This is a genomic window from Pseudovibrio sp. Ad13 (assembly GCF_001623225.1).
GTDB lineage: Bacteria > Pseudomonadota > Alphaproteobacteria > Rhizobiales > Stappiaceae > Pseudovibrio.
In genome coordinates this window covers 381769-400224 of record NZ_LMCC01000017.1, presented here as the reverse complement: position 1 = coordinate 400224, position 18456 = coordinate 381769, and the positions used below count along the sequence as shown (strand labels likewise).

17 protein-coding genes and 1 riboswitch are annotated in these 18456 nt (G+C 52.4%); of the genes, 12 read left to right on the top strand and 5 right to left on the bottom strand.

Translation table 11 applies throughout. The features are described from left to right. Positions 1-17: 17 nt before the first annotated feature. Positions 18-254 carry an Lrp/AsnC ligand binding domain-containing protein gene (locus PsAD13_RS21465; RefSeq protein WP_057462693.1) on the bottom strand — a complete coding sequence of 79 codons (237 nt, stop codon included), beginning with the start codon at positions 252-254 and terminating at the stop codon, positions 18-20. Between the two features lie 210 nt (positions 255-464). Then, positions 465-573, top strand: a riboswitch (TPP riboswitch). Between the two features lie 41 nt (positions 574-614). Between PsAD13_RS21465 and PsAD13_RS21460 the strand changes: the two genes are divergently transcribed. From PsAD13_RS21460 to PsAD13_RS21445, 4 genes are all read left to right on the top strand, one after another. Further along, entirely contained in the window at positions 615-1370 is a 756-nt protein-coding gene (locus PsAD13_RS21460; RefSeq protein ID WP_063319411.1) for a hydroxyethylthiazole kinase, read from the top strand. Beyond that, positions 1370-2173, top strand: coding sequence for a bifunctional hydroxymethylpyrimidine kinase/phosphomethylpyrimidine kinase (thiD, locus tag PsAD13_RS21455; RefSeq protein WP_063319410.1), 804 nt, complete (start codon positions 1370-1372; stop codon positions 2171-2173). The genes PsAD13_RS21460 and thiD overlap by 1 nt, the downstream gene beginning before the upstream one ends. Positions 2174-2185: 12 nt before the next feature. Next, complete coding sequence (locus PsAD13_RS21450) at positions 2186-3289, top strand: TRAP transporter substrate-binding protein (protein ID WP_063289640.1); 1104 nt, start codon at positions 2186-2188, stop codon at positions 3287-3289. Between the two features lie 293 nt (positions 3290-3582). Then, positions 3583-4851, top strand: coding sequence for an OmpP1/FadL family transporter (locus PsAD13_RS21445; RefSeq protein WP_057462662.1), 1269 nt, complete (start codon positions 3583-3585; stop codon positions 4849-4851). A gap of 164 nt (positions 4852-5015) precedes the next feature. Here the strand turns inward: PsAD13_RS21445 and PsAD13_RS21440 are convergent, their stop codons facing one another. Further along, a complete protein-coding gene (locus PsAD13_RS21440) occupies positions 5016-5795 on the bottom strand; it encodes an SDR family oxidoreductase (protein WP_063319409.1) in 780 nt (259 codons plus the stop codon). Positions 5796-6097: 302 nt separating this feature from the next. Here PsAD13_RS21440 and PsAD13_RS21435 point away from each other — a divergent pair, with 302 nt between their 5' ends. From PsAD13_RS21435 to PsAD13_RS21425, 3 genes are all read left to right on the top strand, one after another. Continuing rightward, a complete protein-coding gene (locus PsAD13_RS21435; RefSeq protein WP_208981997.1) occupies positions 6098-6868 on the top strand; it encodes a UDP-2,3-diacylglucosamine diphosphatase in 771 nt (256 codons plus the stop codon). Further along, a complete protein-coding gene (locus tag PsAD13_RS21430; RefSeq protein WP_063319408.1) occupies positions 6865-7944 on the top strand; it encodes a glycosyltransferase family 1 protein in 1080 nt (359 codons plus the stop codon). The genes PsAD13_RS21435 and PsAD13_RS21430 overlap by 4 nt, the downstream gene beginning before the upstream one ends. A 91-nt stretch (positions 7945-8035) precedes the next feature. Beyond that, positions 8036-9055 carry a threonine/serine dehydratase gene (locus PsAD13_RS21425; RefSeq protein ID WP_063319407.1) on the top strand — a complete coding sequence of 340 codons (1020 nt, stop codon included), beginning with the start codon at positions 8036-8038 and terminating at the stop codon, positions 9053-9055. Positions 9056-9119: 64 nt separating this feature from the next. Here the strand turns inward: PsAD13_RS21425 and PsAD13_RS21420 are convergent, their stop codons facing one another. Continuing rightward, on the bottom strand, positions 9120-10229 hold the full coding sequence (locus PsAD13_RS21420) for a protein phosphatase CheZ (protein ID WP_208986853.1): 1110 nt from the start codon (positions 10227-10229) through the stop codon (positions 9120-9122). A 238-nt stretch (positions 10230-10467) separates the two neighbouring features. Between PsAD13_RS21420 and PsAD13_RS21410 the strand changes: the two genes are divergently transcribed. After that, positions 10468-11580, top strand: coding sequence for an MFS transporter (locus PsAD13_RS21410; RefSeq protein WP_208986852.1), 1113 nt, complete (start codon positions 10468-10470; stop codon positions 11578-11580). Between the two features lie 47 nt (positions 11581-11627). On the opposite strand, the gene dgcA is transcribed toward PsAD13_RS21410, so the two are convergent. Continuing rightward, positions 11628-12611: an N-acetyl-D-Glu racemase DgcA gene (gene dgcA, locus PsAD13_RS21405; protein WP_063289631.1), complete on the bottom strand. Its 984-nt coding sequence runs from the start codon at positions 12609-12611 to the stop codon at positions 11628-11630. Further along, the gene (gene dgcN, locus PsAD13_RS21400) at positions 12608-13621 is read right to left on the bottom strand and encodes an N-acetyltransferase DgcN (protein WP_063289630.1); all 1014 of its coding nucleotides are present in this window, start codon (positions 13619-13621) and stop codon (positions 12608-12610) included. Before dgcN ends, dgcA begins: the two co-directional genes overlap by 4 nt. A gap of 108 nt (positions 13622-13729) precedes the next feature. Here dgcN and PsAD13_RS21395 point away from each other — a divergent pair, with 108 nt between their 5' ends. Genes PsAD13_RS21395 through PsAD13_RS21380 form a run of 4 tightly spaced genes read left to right on the top strand, consistent with a single transcriptional unit; the run spans position 13730 to position 18448 of the window. Then, positions 13730-14878: an ABC transporter permease gene (locus PsAD13_RS21395; RefSeq protein WP_057462652.1), complete on the top strand. Its 1149-nt coding sequence runs from the start codon at positions 13730-13732 to the stop codon at positions 14876-14878. Positions 14879-14883: 5 nt separating this feature from the next. Then, complete coding sequence (locus tag PsAD13_RS21390; RefSeq protein WP_063319406.1) at positions 14884-15699, top strand: ABC transporter ATP-binding protein; 816 nt, start codon at positions 14884-14886, stop codon at positions 15697-15699. Positions 15700-15708: 9 nt separating this feature from the next. Then, the gene (locus PsAD13_RS21385; RefSeq protein WP_063319405.1) at positions 15709-17646 is read left to right on the top strand and encodes an MlaD family protein; all 1938 of its coding nucleotides are present in this window, start codon (positions 15709-15711) and stop codon (positions 17644-17646) included. A 10-nt stretch (positions 17647-17656) separates the two neighbouring features. After that, entirely contained in the window at positions 17657-18448 is a 792-nt protein-coding gene (locus PsAD13_RS21380) for an ABC-type transport auxiliary lipoprotein family protein (RefSeq protein WP_208986851.1), read from the top strand. Positions 18449-18456 lie beyond the last annotated feature (8 nt).

The window sequence follows — 18456 nt, the reverse complement described above, 5'->3', positions numbered from 1 at the left end:
GCCTGTTTTCGTAGGTATCAGAACGCTTTGAAGGTGATGATGGTTCTGGTGTCCTGGATGCCTTCGAAGACCTGAACTTTGTTTGCAACGAAGTGTCCGATGTCTTCGTTATCATCGATGTAGAATTTGGCCAGCAGGTCGAAATCCCCGGAGGTGGAGTAAATCTCGGAGGCGACTTCCGCGTCTGCGATGGCGTTGGCAACCTGATAGGTTTTTCCGAGCTGGCATTTGATCTGTACAAAGAACGGAATCATAAATCTGCTATCCTTCTGTCCCGAAAGGCTGATTTGTCTTTCAGGGATGCGCTCAAATTTGAGTTTGCGTTGTTTTGTGAGCATTTTGCGTTGAAGCTGCGTTTTTTTGCAAGCTTTTGCGTTTTTTAAGCGAAATCTACCCCCAGTTGCCTTTTGTCGCTGCCTCTCGTTTCCGCTTGCAGTTCGCTCTCTTGTTTGCTAGCAAAAAATTCTAACCAATGGGGGTGCTCGGAAGTGACTGACGGGCTGAGAGGCGCAAAGCCAACTCCTAGAACCTGATCCGGATTGTGCCGGCGGAGGGAATTGGGATGAGTACCAAGGTAATCGTTCCCGCCGTAATCTATAGGGGAGCGAAAACAAATGTCCTACACAAGTGAAAATCTCTGGGAAGTCTTTGAGAGCGTGCGTGAGCGTGGTGTTCGGGTTCATTGCCTGACGAACTCTGTTGCGCAGAGCCTTACCGCGAACATCATGTTGGCTTGTAACATAGTGCCCTCCATGACAGCGGCTCATGATGAAATTCCTGCATTCATCGAGAGTGTTGACGGGTTGCTCCTCAATCTTGGTACGCTGGATGGAAAGCGGCGGCATGGTATTCGGCTTGGGCTTGAAGGGGCTGCCAAAAAATCTATGCCCGTGGTTCTGGACCCGGTTAAAGTAGATCGCTCAGACATTCGCATGGAGTTTGCGAAAGATATTCTGAAAGAGAATGTTTCGATCCTTAAAGCAAACATGACTGAGAGCGCTGGGCTGAGTGGAGCTGTCACCGAGAACACACTGATTGTGCGTACCGGAATTGAGGACGCTGTGTTTGGCCGGGAGACGACCTACACCGTGGGCAATGGGCATGCTTATATGGACAAGGTGACTGGCATTGGCTGTGCGCTGGGCGGTGTGCTGGCTGGTTTCGCCGCTACCGAGCCGGATAAGGAACTTGCCGTGCTTGCTGCGCTTGCTGTCTATGGTGTATGCGGCGAGATTGCCGCAGAGCAGGCGAACGGACCGGGAAGCTTCACTCCAGCTTTCATCGATACCCTTTATGGCTTGAAGGCTGACCAGTTCAACGAGCGTCTCAAGCTCGAAACAATGAATAATAAAGGTGGGGTATTGGCCTAATGAGTGCGATTGCAGTCACAATTGCAGGGTCGGATTCCGGTGGTGGTGCCGGAATTCAAGCAGACCTGAAGGCCTTTTCGGCTCGCGGTGTCTATGGGGCCAGTGTCATCACTGTACTGACGGCCCAAAATACCAAAGGTGTGACAGGTATTCATGATGTGCCGCCAGCATTTGTGGCGGAGCAGATGGATGCTGTTTTTTCTGACCTGAAGGTGGATGCCGTGAAAATCGGCATGCTTTCACAGCCAGAGATTATCGCTGTTATTGCCACAAAGCTGGCGGAATATAATGTTAAGCGCGTCATCCTTGATCCGGTGATGGTTGCAACTTCTGGTGATGTTTTGTTGCAATACTCCGCCGTTTCGGTCTTGAAGCAGAAGCTGTTTCCATTGGCGGCGTTGATTACGCCGAATATGCAGGAAGCGGCCTTTTTACTGGACCAGCCGGTAGCCGAATCCCGTGAAGACATGCACAGACAAGCGTTACTGCTGCTGGACATGGGTGCTAACGGGGTTCTGCTGAAAGGCGGACACGGATCTGATGATACCTGTGATGATCTCTTCCTCTCCCGTGATGTGGAGAGGTGGTATACGGCGCCAAGACATAAAACGCAGAATACACATGGGACTGGCTGTACCCTGTCTTCTGCGATTGCGGCGGAACTGGCCAAGGGGTTGGCGCTGCAAGATGCCATTGGCGAAGCGAAAGAATATATTAGTCAGGCGATTAAAGCTGCGGATACGCTTGACGTAGGCGAGGGACATGGGCCTGTACACCATTTCCATGAATTCTGGTCTGAATAAAAGGCGGAGATAATGACCAAGAACAAAGAAAACAATCTGACCCGCCGTCAGGCGCTGGGGCTCACTGCTGGGGCGGTTGCCGGTAGCGCTGCACTTGCTGCGCCAGCATTGGCTCAGGATGCTGATCCGGTGATAGAATGGCGCATGGTGACCAGCTGGCCCAAGAACCTGCCGGGCCCAGGTATGTCTGCGCAACGCATTTGTGATCGCATCAACATTATGAGTAATGGTCGGATGCGTGTGCGCCTGTTTGCTGCAGGTGAGCTGGTTCCGGCTTTTGAGGTGTTTGACGCTGTTTCAAGCGGCACTGCACAGATGGGCCATTCAGTTGCTTTGTACTGGGCTGGCAAGATGCCGGGTTCGGTGTTTTTTACGACCGTTCCTTTCGGTCTGCTGCCTCAGGAGCACACTGCCTGGGTGGACCAGATGGGTGGACAGGAACTTTGGGATGAGCTTTATGCGCCGTTTGGTGTGAAGCCGTTTATGGCTGGTAATGCTGGCCCAACCATGGCGGGCTGGTATCGTGAACCTGTTGAGACGCTGGATGACCTGAAAGGGCGCAAACTGCGCATGGTAGGTCTTGGTGGTGAAATCATGCGCAAGCTTGGTGTTACTCCGGTCAACATTCCAGCCTCCGAGATTTTCACCAGTCTGCAAACGCGTGTGGTGGATGGTGTAGAGTTTCTCGGTCCATGGACGGACAGTGCGTTGGGCTTCCATAAACTGGTCAAATACTACTACGGTCCGGGCTTTAATAAGCCAAACGGCACCGGTGAGGCAATTGTGAATGCGGTTGCTTTGGAAGGTTTGCCAGCTGAGCTTCAGGCGGTGGTTGAAGAGGCTTGCCGTGTGGAAGCTGACTTGGCGCTTTCTGAGGCCAATGCGCAGAATGCAGCGAGCCTTAAGGTGCTGCAGGAAGAGCATGGGGTAGAGATTCGCGAATTCCCGGAAGAGGTTCTTGCAGCATTGAAGGAAACCAGTGTTGAGGTGCTGGATATCTATACCCAGAAAGACAAAACAGCTCGTAAGATTTATGAGAGTTACATAGAAGCGCAGGAGCTTCTGGCGGGGTGGAGCGCTCTTTCACTGGGCAAAAACATCTCTGCAAGAAGTTAACTGGCAGATCAAATCGCGTTTGAAGGGCCCTCCATTTGGAGGGCCTTTTGTTATGCGGAAGTTTTGTCACAGAAAATGTTTCAGTGTACCTGCCTGAAATGCGAATACCCAAGTGATTGTAAGTGAGCTGGGCATTGTTGTTTTATGAAGTCGACGCCTCATACCTTTAAATATGCCAGTGCAATTACTCTTTAATATTTTCAATCATGAGGAAGAGAGCCGAATCAATAAGTAACTCGTAGGTTGATCATGGCACTGCTTGAATGTTTTCTTGAGAACAGAAAGTACCGTGCATGTCCAGATATTTACCCATTACGATCGCTAGCCTTTCTTCCTTGCTGATTGCGTCTGATGCATTTGCCGGTGCTTTTGCTGTTCGTGAGCAATCTGCGTGGTATCAGGGGCTCTCCTTTGCGGGAAATGCAACTGTCTCTAAAAGCCTCTCCAGCATGTACTGGAACCCGGCGACCATGACTGGTCATGATGGGGTGCAGGTGGAAACTTCGCAGACATTTGTGTTCCCACGTGCAACGATTGATCTGGATACGGCGACGATTGATGCGCTGAGCATTCCTGTAACCGGCGTGCCATATTCCTCAGGTGACATTGGCGTGGATGCCTGGGTGCCAGCAGGATATGGCACTTGGAAGATTAATGACCGCCTTACTCTTGGCGTCAGTTCCAATGCACCTTATGGCTTTGAAACCAAACCTCAAATTGAATGGGCGGGGCAGGTCTATGCGCGGTCTTCCCGTGTGCTTTCTGTCAATGTTACGCCGATGGCGGCTTATGAAGTCACCGAAAAATTCTCTGTTGGGGTTGGGTGGCAGCTTCAATATTTGCAAGTGAGGCTGAAGTCTGCGACGGGTGTTCCGCCAATTGCTGCGAATTCACCAACTGCGGAACTGCGCGGCGAAGACTACAATCTCGGATTTGGGGCAACCCTTGGAGCTCTTTTTAAGCCGTGGGAAGGCACTCAGCTTGGTATTGGGTATCGCTCGCCCATTGAGCACAACCTTAAGGGGCGGCTTGTGGTCGGTGGTGGCACGCCAACTCCAATTCGTTCCAACATCATTATGCCAGAGACTGTGACAGTTTCCTTCCAGCAGGTATTGAATGAGCGCTGGCGCGGGATGGGTACGTTTGAATGGACGCATTGGTCACGGTTTAGCACCTTCCCGGTGTTCAATCTGCAGGATCAGGTGGTTTCCGAGTTACCGTTCCAATACAACGACGGCTACTTCATCTCGCTTGGTACGGAGTATGATTTCACTCAGAACATCACTGGTCGGTTTGGGTTGGCTTATGAGTGGTCTCCAATTGACGAAGCGAACCGGACACCGCGACTGCCTGATTCAAACCGGTTCTGGCTGAGTGCCGGGGTGAGTTATTTCTACGAGGACTGGCTGGAAGTTGATTTTGGCTACTCGCATATTTTTCCAGAAAGCTCAAACATCAACATTAATCCGGACCACCCGTTCTATGAGGGCATTACCATTCAAGGGCCGGTCAACGACACCAATGTTGACATCATCAGCTTTGGCGCCCGTTTGAAGTTCTAAAGCAGTTCGCATTTAAGCTGAATCACCTGAACTGCTTTAGTCTTTGTTTTTGCGTATCTTTATCCGAAAACCGGTTTCCACTTTTCGGAGATACGCTGTAGGACACTGCAAAAGCAAAATTGATTTGCCTCCCTGTAGCGTGACTGCGGGGAGGCTTTTCGTTTTTAAAAAGCGCTTGGGTAGAGGCCGCCGTCAAGCAGGAGATTCTGGCCTGTTATGTATCCAGCATGGGCTGAGCACATGAAGGCGCAGGCTTTGCCGAATTCTTCCGGATTGCCGAGACGCCTTGCTGGGATCTCTTCTGAAGACAGGCGTTTGGCTTCTTCAATGGAGATGCCTGTTTGCTCTGCCTGACGCTCGAAGCCACCTTTCAAGCGGTCGGTGTCGAACTTGCCGGGCAGCACATTGTTGATGGTGACATTGTGCTGGGCGTATTGGCGGCAGACGCCTGCCAGGAATGCAGTAAGACCTGCACGGGCACCGCTGGACAGGTCCAGCCCTTCAATTGGCATCTTCACAGACATGGAGGTTATGTTGACGATGCGGCCAAAACGGCGCTCTGCCATGCCATCAATGACTGCTTTGATCAGTTCGATCGGGGTGATCATGTTCTGGATGACACCATCCTGAATCGCCTGACGGTCCAGCTCTTTGAAGTCTTTGCGTGGCGGGCCGCCGTTGTTGTTGACGAGAATGTCCGGGTTTGGGCACGCTTTGAGAACGGCTTGCTGGCCTTCTGGTGAGGAGATATCTGCTGCCACGGGAATGACTGAGATGTTGTGTTGTGCTGCCAGTTCGCTCGCGATTTGGTCTAGTCGTTGCTTGTTGCGTCCGTTGATTACGAGATCACACCCAGCCTCTGCCAGTGCTTTTGCTGTTCCCAAACCCAGCCCGCGGCTGGATGCGCAGATAATGGCTTTGCGCCCCTCAATACCCAAGTGCATTTCAACATCCTAATGAATCGGTGAATTGTGAAGGGCAGCCTACATTCTCAGAAAGGTTTGAGCCAGTCAGGATCAAGCTTAGCAAGCAAATAGAATATTCACTTGAATTGCAGATACTTGATTTTCTCTCCCCTAATAAACGGGGAGTAATGTTACTTGAGGTTCAAGCAAGAAGCTGACAGGTTTGAGTATATGCATCCTGTCATATTTGTTTCTTGTGAATCAATTTAAAGGAAAGAAGGTTTTCTTATTCCGGAGGCTTTGTGGTGACCGGGGATTCTACTAGTAAAAAATACAGAAGCTTGTTTTTGTCTGATGTGCATCTGGGCACACGCGGATGTCAGGCTGATCTCTTACTGGACTTTTTGAAGCAAAACGACGCTGACACGGTTTATCTTGTCGGCGACATTATTGATGGCTGGCGGCTGAAACGGTCCTGGTATTGGCCTCAACTGCATAATGATGTGGTGCAGAAGCTTTTGCGCAAAGGTCGCAAAGGGGCACGGATCGTTTACATTCCCGGCAATCATGATGAGTTCCTGCGGGACTTCTTCGGCATTCACTTTGGGGGTGTCGAGGTTGTTGATCAGGTCATTCATGAAGGGGCCAATGGCAAGAGGTATCTTGTCATTCACGGTGACCAGTTTGATGTGGTGGTGCGCCATGCAAAGTGGTTGGCCTTCTTTGGTGACTGGGCTTATGTGAGTGCGCTCAATCTCAATACAGTGCTGAATTATTGCCGTCGTAAGTTGGGGCTGACCTACTGGAGCCTTTCTGCGTGGGCGAAGCTGAAGGTCAAGAACGCCGTCAACTTCATTGGCAAGTTTGAGGAAACACTGGTTTCAGAGGCACAGCGTCAGAAGGTGGATGGGGTGATCTGCGGTCATATCCATCATGCGGCTGATCATGAGACCAACGGTATCCATTACATCAACACTGGTGATTGGGTGGAGAGCTGCACTGCCGTTGCTGAGAACTTTGATGGAACGTTTGAGGTTATTCATTGGGGCGATGGCAAACGGGGCGAGAGTGAGACTACGAGCGAGAGTTCTGACGGACGGGTGGCGGCATGAGCTCGATCCTGATTGTTACCGATGCGTGGAAGCCTCAGATCAACGGCGTTGTGCGGACGCTGGAGCGGCTTTCAGTTGAACTGCGCTCTATGGGTATTTGGGTTGAGTTCCTGACGCCGCAGTCGTTTCATAGCATTCCGATGCCGTCTTATGGTGAGATCCGGCTGAGCCTAACGCTGCCGCATATCGTGCGTGGGTTTATTGAGAAGTACGACTGCGATCATCTGCATATCGCGACCGAAGGACCGTTGGGCCTTATGGCAAGGCAGGTGGCAAAGCGAGATGGGCGGATTTTCACTACCAGTTATCACACGCGTTTTCCTGAGTATTTGCAGGCACGTTATCCGGTGCCGTTGTCCTTTAGCTATTCTTGGCTGCGCCGTTTTCATAACAGCGGGCAGGGGTGCATGGTTGCGACGAGCACTTTGGAAGCTGACTTGCGCATGCGTGGGTTTGACAATCTGCTGCGTTGGTCTCGCGGGGTGGATCACCAACGGTTCCGGCCAATGCGGACCAGTCTGTTGGATCACTTGTCAGGGCCGCGATTTTTATATGTGGGACGCGTGGCGGTTGAGAAGAATATCGAGGCGTTTTTGCAGCTTGATTTGCCGGGAACCAAAGTGGTTGTTGGTGGAGGCCCGCAGCTGGAGGAGCTCAAGGTTGCTTATCCGGAGGTGTTGTTTACCGGGCCTGTCGTCGGTGATGAGCTGATTGAGTATTATGCAAACTCGGATGTATTTGTGTTTCCGAGCCAGACCGACACGTTTGGCAATGTGCTGCTGGAAGCGCTTGCTTGCGGGACGCCGGTGGCGGCCTTTCCTGTGATGGGGCCGATTGATGTGATTGGCAACAGTGGGGCAGGTGTGCTGAAGAATGATCTTCAGTCGGCAGCGCTGGAAGCACTGGAGGTTTCGCGGGATCATTGCCGGGATGTTGCCCTGCGATTTACGTGGCGGGCAAGTGCCGAGCAGTTTCTAGCCAATGCTGAACATGCCTATGATCCTGCATTCACTGCAGGATTTCGGCAGGACCTGTATGCGGGCAAAGGCTCTGTTGGAAATCACCTGAATGGTTGAGTGGATCTCCTTGAGCTGTGATCAGAATATCTGAAACCCTCGTAGATTTGCGTGCTATACAGGGCGGCATATTGCTGTTGCCGAGGTTCTTATGGTTTTAGATGTTTCCAGTCCAGTCGAACTCACTTTTTCCGAAATTGAAAAAGCAAGAACAAGGCTGCAAGGCTATGCCAGCCTGACACCGCTTCTGAACTTTCCGGTGTTGGATGAGCAGGTGAATGGCCGTGTCTTTATTAAAGCCGAAAACCTGCAGCGCACCGGGTCTTTCAAGTTTCGAGGCGCGTTCAATCGCCTTTCCCTGATCCCGCAGGAACAGCGGCCCGCTGGTGTGGTTGCGTGTTCTTCCGGAAACCATGCGCAGGGCGTTGCAGCTGCTGCGAAGATCCTTGGTTTTCCGGCGGTGATTGTGATGCCTGAGGATGCGCCTCAGCTGAAGATCCAGCGGACGAAAGCGCTGGGGGCGGAGGTTGTGCTTTACGATCGTGAGAGCGAGGACCGCGAGGCGATTGCCCGTGGTCTTTGTGAGGAGCGCGGTGCGACGTTCATCCACCCTTACAATGACAGTGGTGTGATTGTGGGACAGGGTACGACCGGGCTTGAAATTGCAGAGCAATGTGAAGTTCTGGGTGTCACACCTGATGTGTTGATCAGCTGTACAGGTGGCGGTGGTCTGACCAGCGGTATTGCGCTGGCGTTGGAAACCAGCCTGCCTGAGTGTCAGATTTACACGGCAGAGCCTGCTGGTTTTGATGATTATGCGCGCTCACTGGAAGCTGGGACACGTGTTCGCAATGCTGCTCTGGGCGGTTCTGTTTGTGATGCGGTGCTGACTGAAATGCCAGGGGATAAAGGCTTCTCAGTTTTGAGCAGGCGTCAGGCAAAAGGTTTGCGTGTCACAGATGACGAGGCGATGAAAGCGGTTGCCTTTGCTTATTTTGAGCTGAAACTGGTTGTTGAACCGGGCGCGGCTGTTGCTTTGGCTTCTGTGTTGTTTGGCAAGATTGACCTTGCCGGGAAGACGGCAGTGATCACGATCTCCGGCGGCAATGTGGATCCTGCCATCTTTGAGAAGGCATTGAAGCAGTACTCTGCAGAGAAAGCGCCTGCATAAGAAAAAAGCCGTTTGCACTGAAAAGGCGGCAAACGGCTTTCGAATTTCTGGTTTTAGGTCTTAATCACGAGAAGAGTGCGAGGCGCTCTCCTGTTGAGAGGTGATGGAGCGGGTCGGAATTGCTGCCTCTTGGGGAGGTGAGCGGAGGAGACTGCCCCTCGATCTCGATTGGTGCATCGTCCTGCTCTGTCGCGGTGTCCGTTTCGACTGGCGTGTCGTCGTTGGTGACGATGAGGTCGTCGTCCTCGATCAACGCGACCTGAGGCGTTTCAACAGCGTTCAGCTCGTCTTCCACATCATCAAGCTCAAAGATTTCAGCAGGTTCCTCGGCAGGCTCTTCTGCTTTGTCCTCTTCTTGATGGGCTGCTTCTGCTCGTGTCTCAGCAGCAAACTGAACGACGTTTTCGTTCAGTGCTTCTTCGGTCGAGGCAGGTGTTGCATCAAACATGGCGTCAATGTCAGCCTGATCAACGCCTGCACCATCCATTTGCGGGCCGTTGAGCAAGTGGGCGTCCGGGCGCTTGTCTATATGACGATCATCTTCATCACGTGGCTCATCTAAATTGATTTCCGGGCGATCTTCATCAGCCAAGTTTACACCCCAGATGCGGATCATCTTGGAGATGCGGCCTTCAAGGTAATGAAGGGCCTTCACCACTTTGTTGATGCGCTGCCCTGTCAGATCCTGGAAGGAACATGCCATTAGAATTTCCATGGCCATTTCTTCAATGGCATCGCATGGGGCATCTTCTGCGCCGGACGCACGGAGCTTGTCCACCAAATCCTGAATAGCTTCGGAGGACTCCAAAATGACCTGTGTTGCGCTTTCTGTGGATGTGACGATTGCATCTAGCTCGTCAGAAGCGGCTGAAAAGCGATTATTGTCGGCATTTTCCAGCTTGATCTTTGAGATTTCGTCCTTCGTTCGCTCAATTGCCTCATACATTTCATAGGTGTGCAGGCGATATGTTTCCATCTCAGATGGCAGTTCGCGCTCAACCAATGTTTTTTCAAGTCGTCGAACAGCTTCCAGAAGGTCTGCTGTTTCGGCGGATCTGTTTAGTGTGAGGTGATCATGAAGGAAAGCACGGCCTCTATCAGTCTCAGAGAGTGCGCTTTTGATGGCATCAAATTCCTCGGGGCTCAAAAGGACCTTTCGGTTGTTGCCAGCCATAAGTGGCTCCTTCATAACTAACTAAGATAATACTACAAGTTTATATAACAGATTCTACGGCTAATAATTGGTTTACATTGATTTGGATAGTCCCTATTAGCACAAGTGATAGGAGTATCCCTTCCCATCCACTTCCTCGGGTACTCTCCACCCCCATTTGTAGTGTTTTCCAATGACTATGCCCAGAAGAACTTCCTCATTAGGGAAAGCCAGTAACCTATTCTGGATTGCAACAGGCGTGAGTGGTTTGTTTGCAGCGTTTAATTTCGCAAACGCTTTCTTTCTTGCGTACTTTCCGCTTTTTTTGGAGGATATTAGCTTTACACCCGTGCAGATCGCATTGGTGATTGCCTTGCCAAATATCGTCCGCATCTTTGCAACTCCGTTGATGACGAGCATCTCGGATCGTGCGGGGCGCAGGCGTCATTCCATGGCGCTGTTCAGTGTTATCGCGCTGATCTCCTTTTGGATTCTGATCTACTCCAGTGACTATTGGACTGTCATTGGACTGGTTGTTTTCCTCTCCATTTTCTACACGCCTATTCAGCCGCTGCAGGATGCATATGCCTATGAAACTGTGAGCACTCTTGGCCTGAATTACGGGCCGATGCGATCATGGGGATCGATTGCGTTTGTGGTCGCGACGCTGATTGGTGGTTGGTATCTGACATTTGGTGAGCCTGCTGAACTGCTTTTCCTGACTGTGGGCAGTCTGGGTTTGCTGGCGCTGCTTGCTGTGCTGTTGCCGGGTATGCCTTCAGAAAGCCGCAGCTCAAGCAAAGAAAGTGTTTGGGCCGCCGAAGAATTGCGCGATCCGCAGTTCCTGCTTGTGGTTTTGTCTGGTGGTTTGCTGCTGGGTAGCTTCTCAGCGCTTTATGCCTTCGCCAGCATCTTCTGGCTGTCTGTAGGCATCAGCGATGCGATGGTCGGTGGATTGTGGGCGATCGGTACTCTGGCAGAGATTGGAATTTTTGTTTGGGGCTCCTTCTTTATGCGTCACCTGGGAGCCTGGGGGTTGATGGTCACGGGTGGTGTTGCGAGCATCATTCGCTGGATGCTGTTCCCTTATGCAACAGAGACGTGGTCCGCTGTTTTGCTTCAGCTGTTGCACGCAGGTAGCTTTGGGATGGTGTTTTTGGGCATGGTTGCCTACACATCTAAACTGGTATCAAGCAAACGCCTTGGCACGGCTCAGGGGCTGACACAAACAGCCTTTGGTGTGGTGATGGGCGTGAGCGGAATTGCCAGCGGCTGGCTCTATGCGATTGAACAAGCCTATGCCTTCTATCTGATGGCGGGGATCTGCTGTGTCGGTGTGCTGACGCTTATGCTGGTGACCAAACGCGTTTAAAAAACAAGGCGGCCTCGATGTGAGAGCCGCCTTTTTTATGCTTGTGATTAGCCCCAAAGTTGCGGGGACGGCGGGTGCATCAGGCTGCCTTCAAACTGGATTGCGTGCTCGCGATCCTTGGCAAGCAATAGAGGGCCGTCCAAATCAACAAACTCTGCGTTTTGCGCCAGCAGCATGGCAGGGGCCATGGCGAGAGATGTGGCGAGCATGCAGCCGACCATAATGACATAGTCCATCTCTTCTGCTTTGCGCAGCAGCTTCAGCCCTTCAGTGAGACCGCCGGTTTTATCGATCTTGATGTTGATGGCTGAGTAGCGATTGCGCAGGCTTTCCAGATCTGCAGAGGTGTGGAGGCTTTCATCCGCGCAGATCGGGATGAGGTGTTCCACTTCTGCCAGAATGCCATCTTTGCCCGCTGGCAAAGGCTGTTCCACCAGCCCAACACCTGCCTGCTGACAGGCCTTGATGTTGGCTTCCAGATTATCTTCTGACCAACCTTCGTTGGCATCCACAATGAGCTTGCTGTTTGGGGCTGCCTGTCTGACGGCAGCGATGCGTTCAACATCACCATCGCCAGCCAATTTGACTTTGAGGAGAGGGCGGCTGGCCGCTTTTGCAGCGTCTGTCGCCATCTTCTCCGGTGTGCCGACGGAGATGGTGTAGGCGGTTTCCAGAATGCGCTGGGACTTGATGCCCACCAGTTCAGCTACAGTGGCACTCTGGCGTTTGGCCGTCAGGTCCCACAGGGCGCAGTCCACTGCGTTGCGGGCGGCACCTGCGGGCATTAGGCCTTGTAGTTCCTCAATGGAGACATCAGCTTCTATTGCTCCACGCACTGCTTCGATTTGAGCGGTGACGCTCTCAACGCTTTCGCCGTACCGCGGATAAGGAACGCATTCGCCACGGCCTGTGTGGCCGTCCTGTGTGAGTGTGGCGGTGAGGACGTTTACTTCCGTGCGCGAACCGCGGGCAATGGTAAAGCTTCCCGCAATTGGGAATGTTTCAGCTTCAATAGACAGGCGACAGGTCAAACCAGTTTAAACTCCGCGCAAATATGATCAATGATTGGATCGGTCCCAAAGCGGACAGGATCAGTTGCGGGCAGTTTATGCGCTTCCCCCAGCTCTTCAATCAGGTTTTTTGCATGATTTTCAGAAAGCATCATGGTGTTGATGGCTAAACCGACACAGCGGATGTCCGGATTGGTAAGGCGGCCCAGTTGTATTGTCAGGTCAATGACGTCCTGAATGGATGGAATAGGTGCTGACACACCACGCATGGTGGAGCGGGTTGGCTCATGACACACAACAAACGTATCTGGCTGAGAGCCGTGGAGCAGGCCGAGGGAGACACCGGCGAAAGACGGGTGATGCAGGGCTCCTTGACCTTCAATCACATCCCAGTGGTTGTCTTTGGTGGCCGGGCTGATGTGTTCTGCCGCACCTGAGATGAAGTCCGAGACCACAGAGTCGATGGCAACGCCGCGTTCGGCAATAAGGATACCTGTCTGGCCGGTTGCGCAAAAGTCAGAGCTGATGTTGCGGTCAGCCAGCCCTTTTTGCAGAGCAAGAGCGCTGTATTTCTTGCCAACGGAGCAGTCGGTGCCAACGGTCAGCAAGCGCTTTCCGGAGCGCTTTTCGCCTTTGCCAGTTGGGAACGTGAGGTCCGTAAAGCGCAGGTCGTGAAGCTTGCGCTTGTTCTTAGCTGCAGCCTTGGCAATGGCTGGGATGCTTGCCAGCTCGATATGCAGGCCTGCTGCGATGTCGAGGCCATGGTTGAGAGCGTCGACAATGGTTGCAATCCAGTGATCTGGCAGGACGCCACCGGCATTTACGCAGCCGATGACCATGGTCTTTGCACCTGCCTCGATGGCATCAGCAAGACTCATTTCTGACAGGGTCGTGTGGGCTTTGCAGCCCGGGAGTGTAATTTGGCCAAGGCACCATTCTGGTCGCCAATCAAGTACGCCATGGGCAGTTTTTGCTGCCAGCTCGTCTTTTACGTCCCCAAGAAATAATAGATATGGCTTAGAAATAGACATAATTTTTTCCGTTGTACTTGTGGCTGAATGAGGATTACTAGACGACACACTACAGAAACCTGTATAGGATCAATAGGATTTTTGGATTATAGGGCGCAGGGTCCCGTGATGAAGCTGACTGATAAAATGGATGCGCCGGACCTGGTAACTGCTGAAGACGGGGCGTTACTTTTGCTTACGGCTTCCGGTGCCTGGGGTATCCGGCAGGGATCTACTTGCGAAAAACTCATCAATCAAGCTGCGTCCAGACTGCGCCATTCCGTAATTTGCGTGGATTTAAAGGCGGTTAGTTTTCTTGATACGGCTGGTGCCTGGTTGCTGCAGCGGTTCCAAATGGAGCAAGCCGAACAGGGGCGAGAGGTCAAGTTCATCTATGAAGATGAGCGTTTTGACATCCTGCTGAAGGAAGTTGACCGGCAAGACGTCGACAATCCCACCGAAGAACACTCTGGTAACTCTTTCGTCAATTATCTGGAAGCCGTGGGCGAGGCGACACGCCAGCTGGGCCGTGATACGCGCGATATTCTGGCCATGCTGGGTGGGTTGACCGCGACGATCACCGCCGCCGCGACGCATCCAAGCCGGTTGAGGCCTATTTCCATCGGCGTTCAGTTTCAGCGCTCGTGCATGGGTGCGGTTCCGATTGTGTGCCTGATGAGCTTTCTGATCGGCGGAATTATTGCGCAGCAGGGCGGGTTTTATCTGAAGCAGTTTGGTGCTGAGATCTTTGTGGTGGATCTCTCCGGCATTCTGGTTCTGCGCGAGATTGGCGTTATTCTGACAGCCATTATGGTGGCTGGACGATCCGGTTCTGCTTACACGGCAGAGCTTGGTTCCATGAAGATGCAGGAAGAGATTGATGCGCTTCAGGTGACCGGTCTGCGGGTGACCGAAGTGCTGATCCTGCCGCGTTTGGTGGCGCTGATGATCGCGCTTCCGATCCTCGTGTTTCTAGCGAACATCGCGGCGTTGTTTGGGGCGGGGCTGACCTGTTGGTGGTATCTGGGCATTGTACCTCATTCCTTCATTGCACAACTGCAGGCGGCTGTTACTGTTGACACATTGATGGTTGGCATTGTGAAAGCGCCGTTTATGGCCCTGATCATCGGGCTTATCGCGTGTATGGAAGGTATGAAAGTTGAGGGCTCTTCAGAGTCACTTGGGCGTCATACGACTGTTTCTGTTGTGAAAGCTATATTTATGGTCATCGTGGTGGATGGAGTTTTTGCTGTGTTCTTCGCGTCTATCGGGTTTTAACCAGTATGGGACAAGGACAATCAGGGCCGGTGAACGGATTGGGCTCAGGTCATCGTGCGGTTGATGATCGGGAGATTTTGCTTCGGGTGCGCGATGTTACTGTCGGCTTTGGAAACAAACTGGTTCTTGAGAACCTGAACATGGACGTTTACCGCGGTGAAGTGCTTGGTTTTGTTGGCGCGTCTGGTATGGGCAAGTCCGTGCTCATGCGTGCTGTGCTGGGACTGACGCCGCGACGGTCCGGTTCCATTGAGGTATTCGGGCAGGATTTTGACGAAGCAACAGATGCCATGCGCCGTGAGATAGAGCAGCGCTGGGGGGTGTTGTTTCAGCAGGGAGCATTGTTCTCCTCTCTCACTGTGAAGCAGAATATTCAGGTGCCGATGCGTGAGCACCTGAAGCTGTCGCCGCGATTGCGGGATGAGCTGGCTTTGCTGAAGATTGAGATGGTCGGCCTGCCATTGGATGCGGCTGATAAGCTGCCCTCCGAGCTTTCTGGCGGTATGATCAAAAGGGCTGCGCTGGCGCGGTCCTTGTCGCTGGACCCTGACTTATTGTTCCTAGATGAGCCCACTTCCGGTCTTGATCCGATCGGGGCGGCTGATTTTGATGATCTTATTGTAAAACTGAAAGAAACTCTGGGGCTTACGGTTTACATGGTGACCCATGATCTGGATAGTCTGCATAGTATTTGTGATCGTATTGCCGTTTTGGGCGAACGCAGGGTTCTGGTTGAAGGAACCATTGAGGAAATGATGCAGGTGGAGCACCCTTGGGTTAAGTCCTATTTCCGTGGGGCACGTGCCCTCAAACGGGTGTGAGGAGGATGCATGGAAACCCGCGCAAATAATATCGCTATTGGTGCATTCGTTCTAACTGTTGTTGGCATTGCCTTCCTGTTTACGTTCTGGCTGCTGAGTGCGGGTGACCGCTCAAGCCGGCGTGATATCAAAATCATTTTCCCCGGTGCAGTCACGGGTCTGCCGATTGGTGGTCAGGTGCTGTTTAACGGCATCAAGATCGGTGATGTGAGTGCGCTGACATACGACCCTGAAAACCCTAAGCTTGTTGTTGCGATTGTGCGCGTTGATGCCAATGCTCCGTTGCGTCGTGACACCGTTGCGTCTCTTGGGTTTACCGGGCTGACGGGCGTGGCTTATGTGGATCTGTCCGGCGGATCCTCTGACAGTCCGGCGTTGTTCTCCAAAGCAGCTGATACTGTTCCGGTTATGTATGCGCGCAGGTCTCAGTTTGAGGATTTGCTGGAAGGTGCCAAAGACATCATGCGTAAGGCGGATTCCACGCTGGCGCATATTGATGAGCTGGTGATGACTGCGCGGCCTGAAGTGGAAAAGACCATAAAGAACGTAGAGGTCTTTACCCAAGCGCTGGCAAACAATGCCAAGGGTGTTGATGATTTTCTTGCTGGTGTAACTGAGACAAGTAAAGCGCTGACGGGGCTCTCGGGCCGGATTGGCAAACTGGTTGATCGCGGTGAAGACCTGCTGGCGAATGTCCCTCCGGACAAACTGGGCGAGATCGTCACCAATGTTGAGGCCATGACCAAGAAACTGTCTGCCTCAGCAGATGGTGTTGGTGACATCATTGCCAACGGCAAGCTGGCCTCTGATCAGCTGGTGAACTTTACGACAGAGCTTTCCGATGAACTTGATCAGATTGAAGCTGTGATTGGAGCCGTTAAGCCTGAAGAGGTTGAGCGCATTTTGAAAGGTGCGTCTGATCTTGGTGGTGTGCTGACTGAGCGTCGCGGCGATATCAACACCATGCTTTCCTCTGCTTCCGTTGTTGCTGAAAACGCGCGGCAGCTGACTGTTGAACTGACCAAGAATAAAGACGCCATCGACCGTATCGTGAAGAATGCTGAGACGGCCTCCAACGAGATTGTGCTGACCACGAAGAATGCAAACCGTATCCTGAGTATGGTGAAGTCAGAGCAGGTCGGTAATATCGTGACCTCGGTTGAGACGGTGACCAAAACGCTTTCTGACAAAAATCAAGTGATCGCAAAAGTTATTGATGATGCAGGTGCTGCCACGGCGAATATTCGTGAAGTGAGCAATACCATTGCCAGTCGCAATAAGGAGATCGACAGTGTGATCGTTTCGGCCCGTGAAGTTGGAACGAACCTGAGCGCTGCCTCTGATCAGCTGAGCGAAACCATGGACAATGCGAACTCTCTGATCTCCAACACCAACGGTATTGTGGAAGCCATCGACCCTGCGAAAGTCTCCAATATTGTTGCTTCGGCTGACAAGGTGGCGACTACTCTTGCTGAGAAGACGCCTGATCTTGCTAAAGCAATTGATGAAATCCAGAATGCTGCAAAGTCCGTCAATGACATGACCATGGAACTGAAGAAGAAGGTGCCGGACGTCGACAAAGTGATTGATCAGGCGAAGAGCATTGCAACCAATCTGAATGCCGCCTCCGTTCGTGTGAACACGATTTTGGAAAAAGTAAACGGTATGGTTTCAGCTGATGGGCAGGGCTTTATCAAGGAAGCGACTGAGGCTGCGGCCTCCATCCGCAAGGTTGCAGATGCGTTTGCCTTGCGGGCGGAGCCAATCTCTGCTGCCCTGTTGAAACTGAGTCAGCAAGGCGGACAGGACTTTACTGCAGCAATGCAGCAGTTAAACCAGACACTTATTGAAATTCGGCGTGCTGTGAGCAATTTTGACCGTAACCCAAATCGTGTGATTTTCGGCGGATCGGACACACCTGTCTTTAATGGTGCGCAGCGGCGTTGAGTTTTTTGAAATGTTTGACAAAAATGTAGATAAGCGACTCGAAAACGTGCGAGTGGCTAATGGCAGTAGGCTGGAGCTCGGCGTGTTCGGTTCGACACTTAAAAAAATCGTTGTTGGTGCCGTTCTGCTGGGTGGTCTTGCAGGGTGTGGGGCAAGTGGTCCTGAAGCTCTGTATGGTTTGACTGCGCCGCGCGATGTTCCTGTTAAAGTCCGTGCCTCTGATTATCAAATGCTTGTGGCGACACCAGTTGCTCTTCAGGCATTGGATACGAGCAATATTGCTGTGACACAGGGCGGTGGCCCAATTTACTCCTACTTCCCGAAGGTGGCATGGACAGACACACTGCCGCGCGTCTTTCAGGCGAAGCTCGTTGAGACGCTGGAGAACACCGGCAAGCTGCGAGGGGTTTCGCAACCGGGGCAGGGGTTGTTGATCGACTACCAACTGCAAACCACTCTGCGGGCTTTTGAGCTGCAGGTAGATGGTGGTGACAAAGCTTATGTGGAAGTGGCTGCACGTATCGTGGATGACCGGGATGGCCGCTCCATCGGCATGCGTGTGTTTGCGGCGAGTGTGCCGACAACCGGAGATACAGTCACTGATGCAATTCCGGCACTTAATGCTGCCTCAGACAATGTGCTCGCCCAGATCACCAGCTGGTCTATCAATACTGTTGGCCGCATCCCCCGCGCAAAGGCTGCTGCCAAACGCGCTGCACTGAACAGCCAGCAGGATGCAGGCAAACGACAGGTTGCTGCTGTTGCACCGGCTGCGATCGAGGTCGCAGGGGCGGTGAAGTAGGCGGGTTC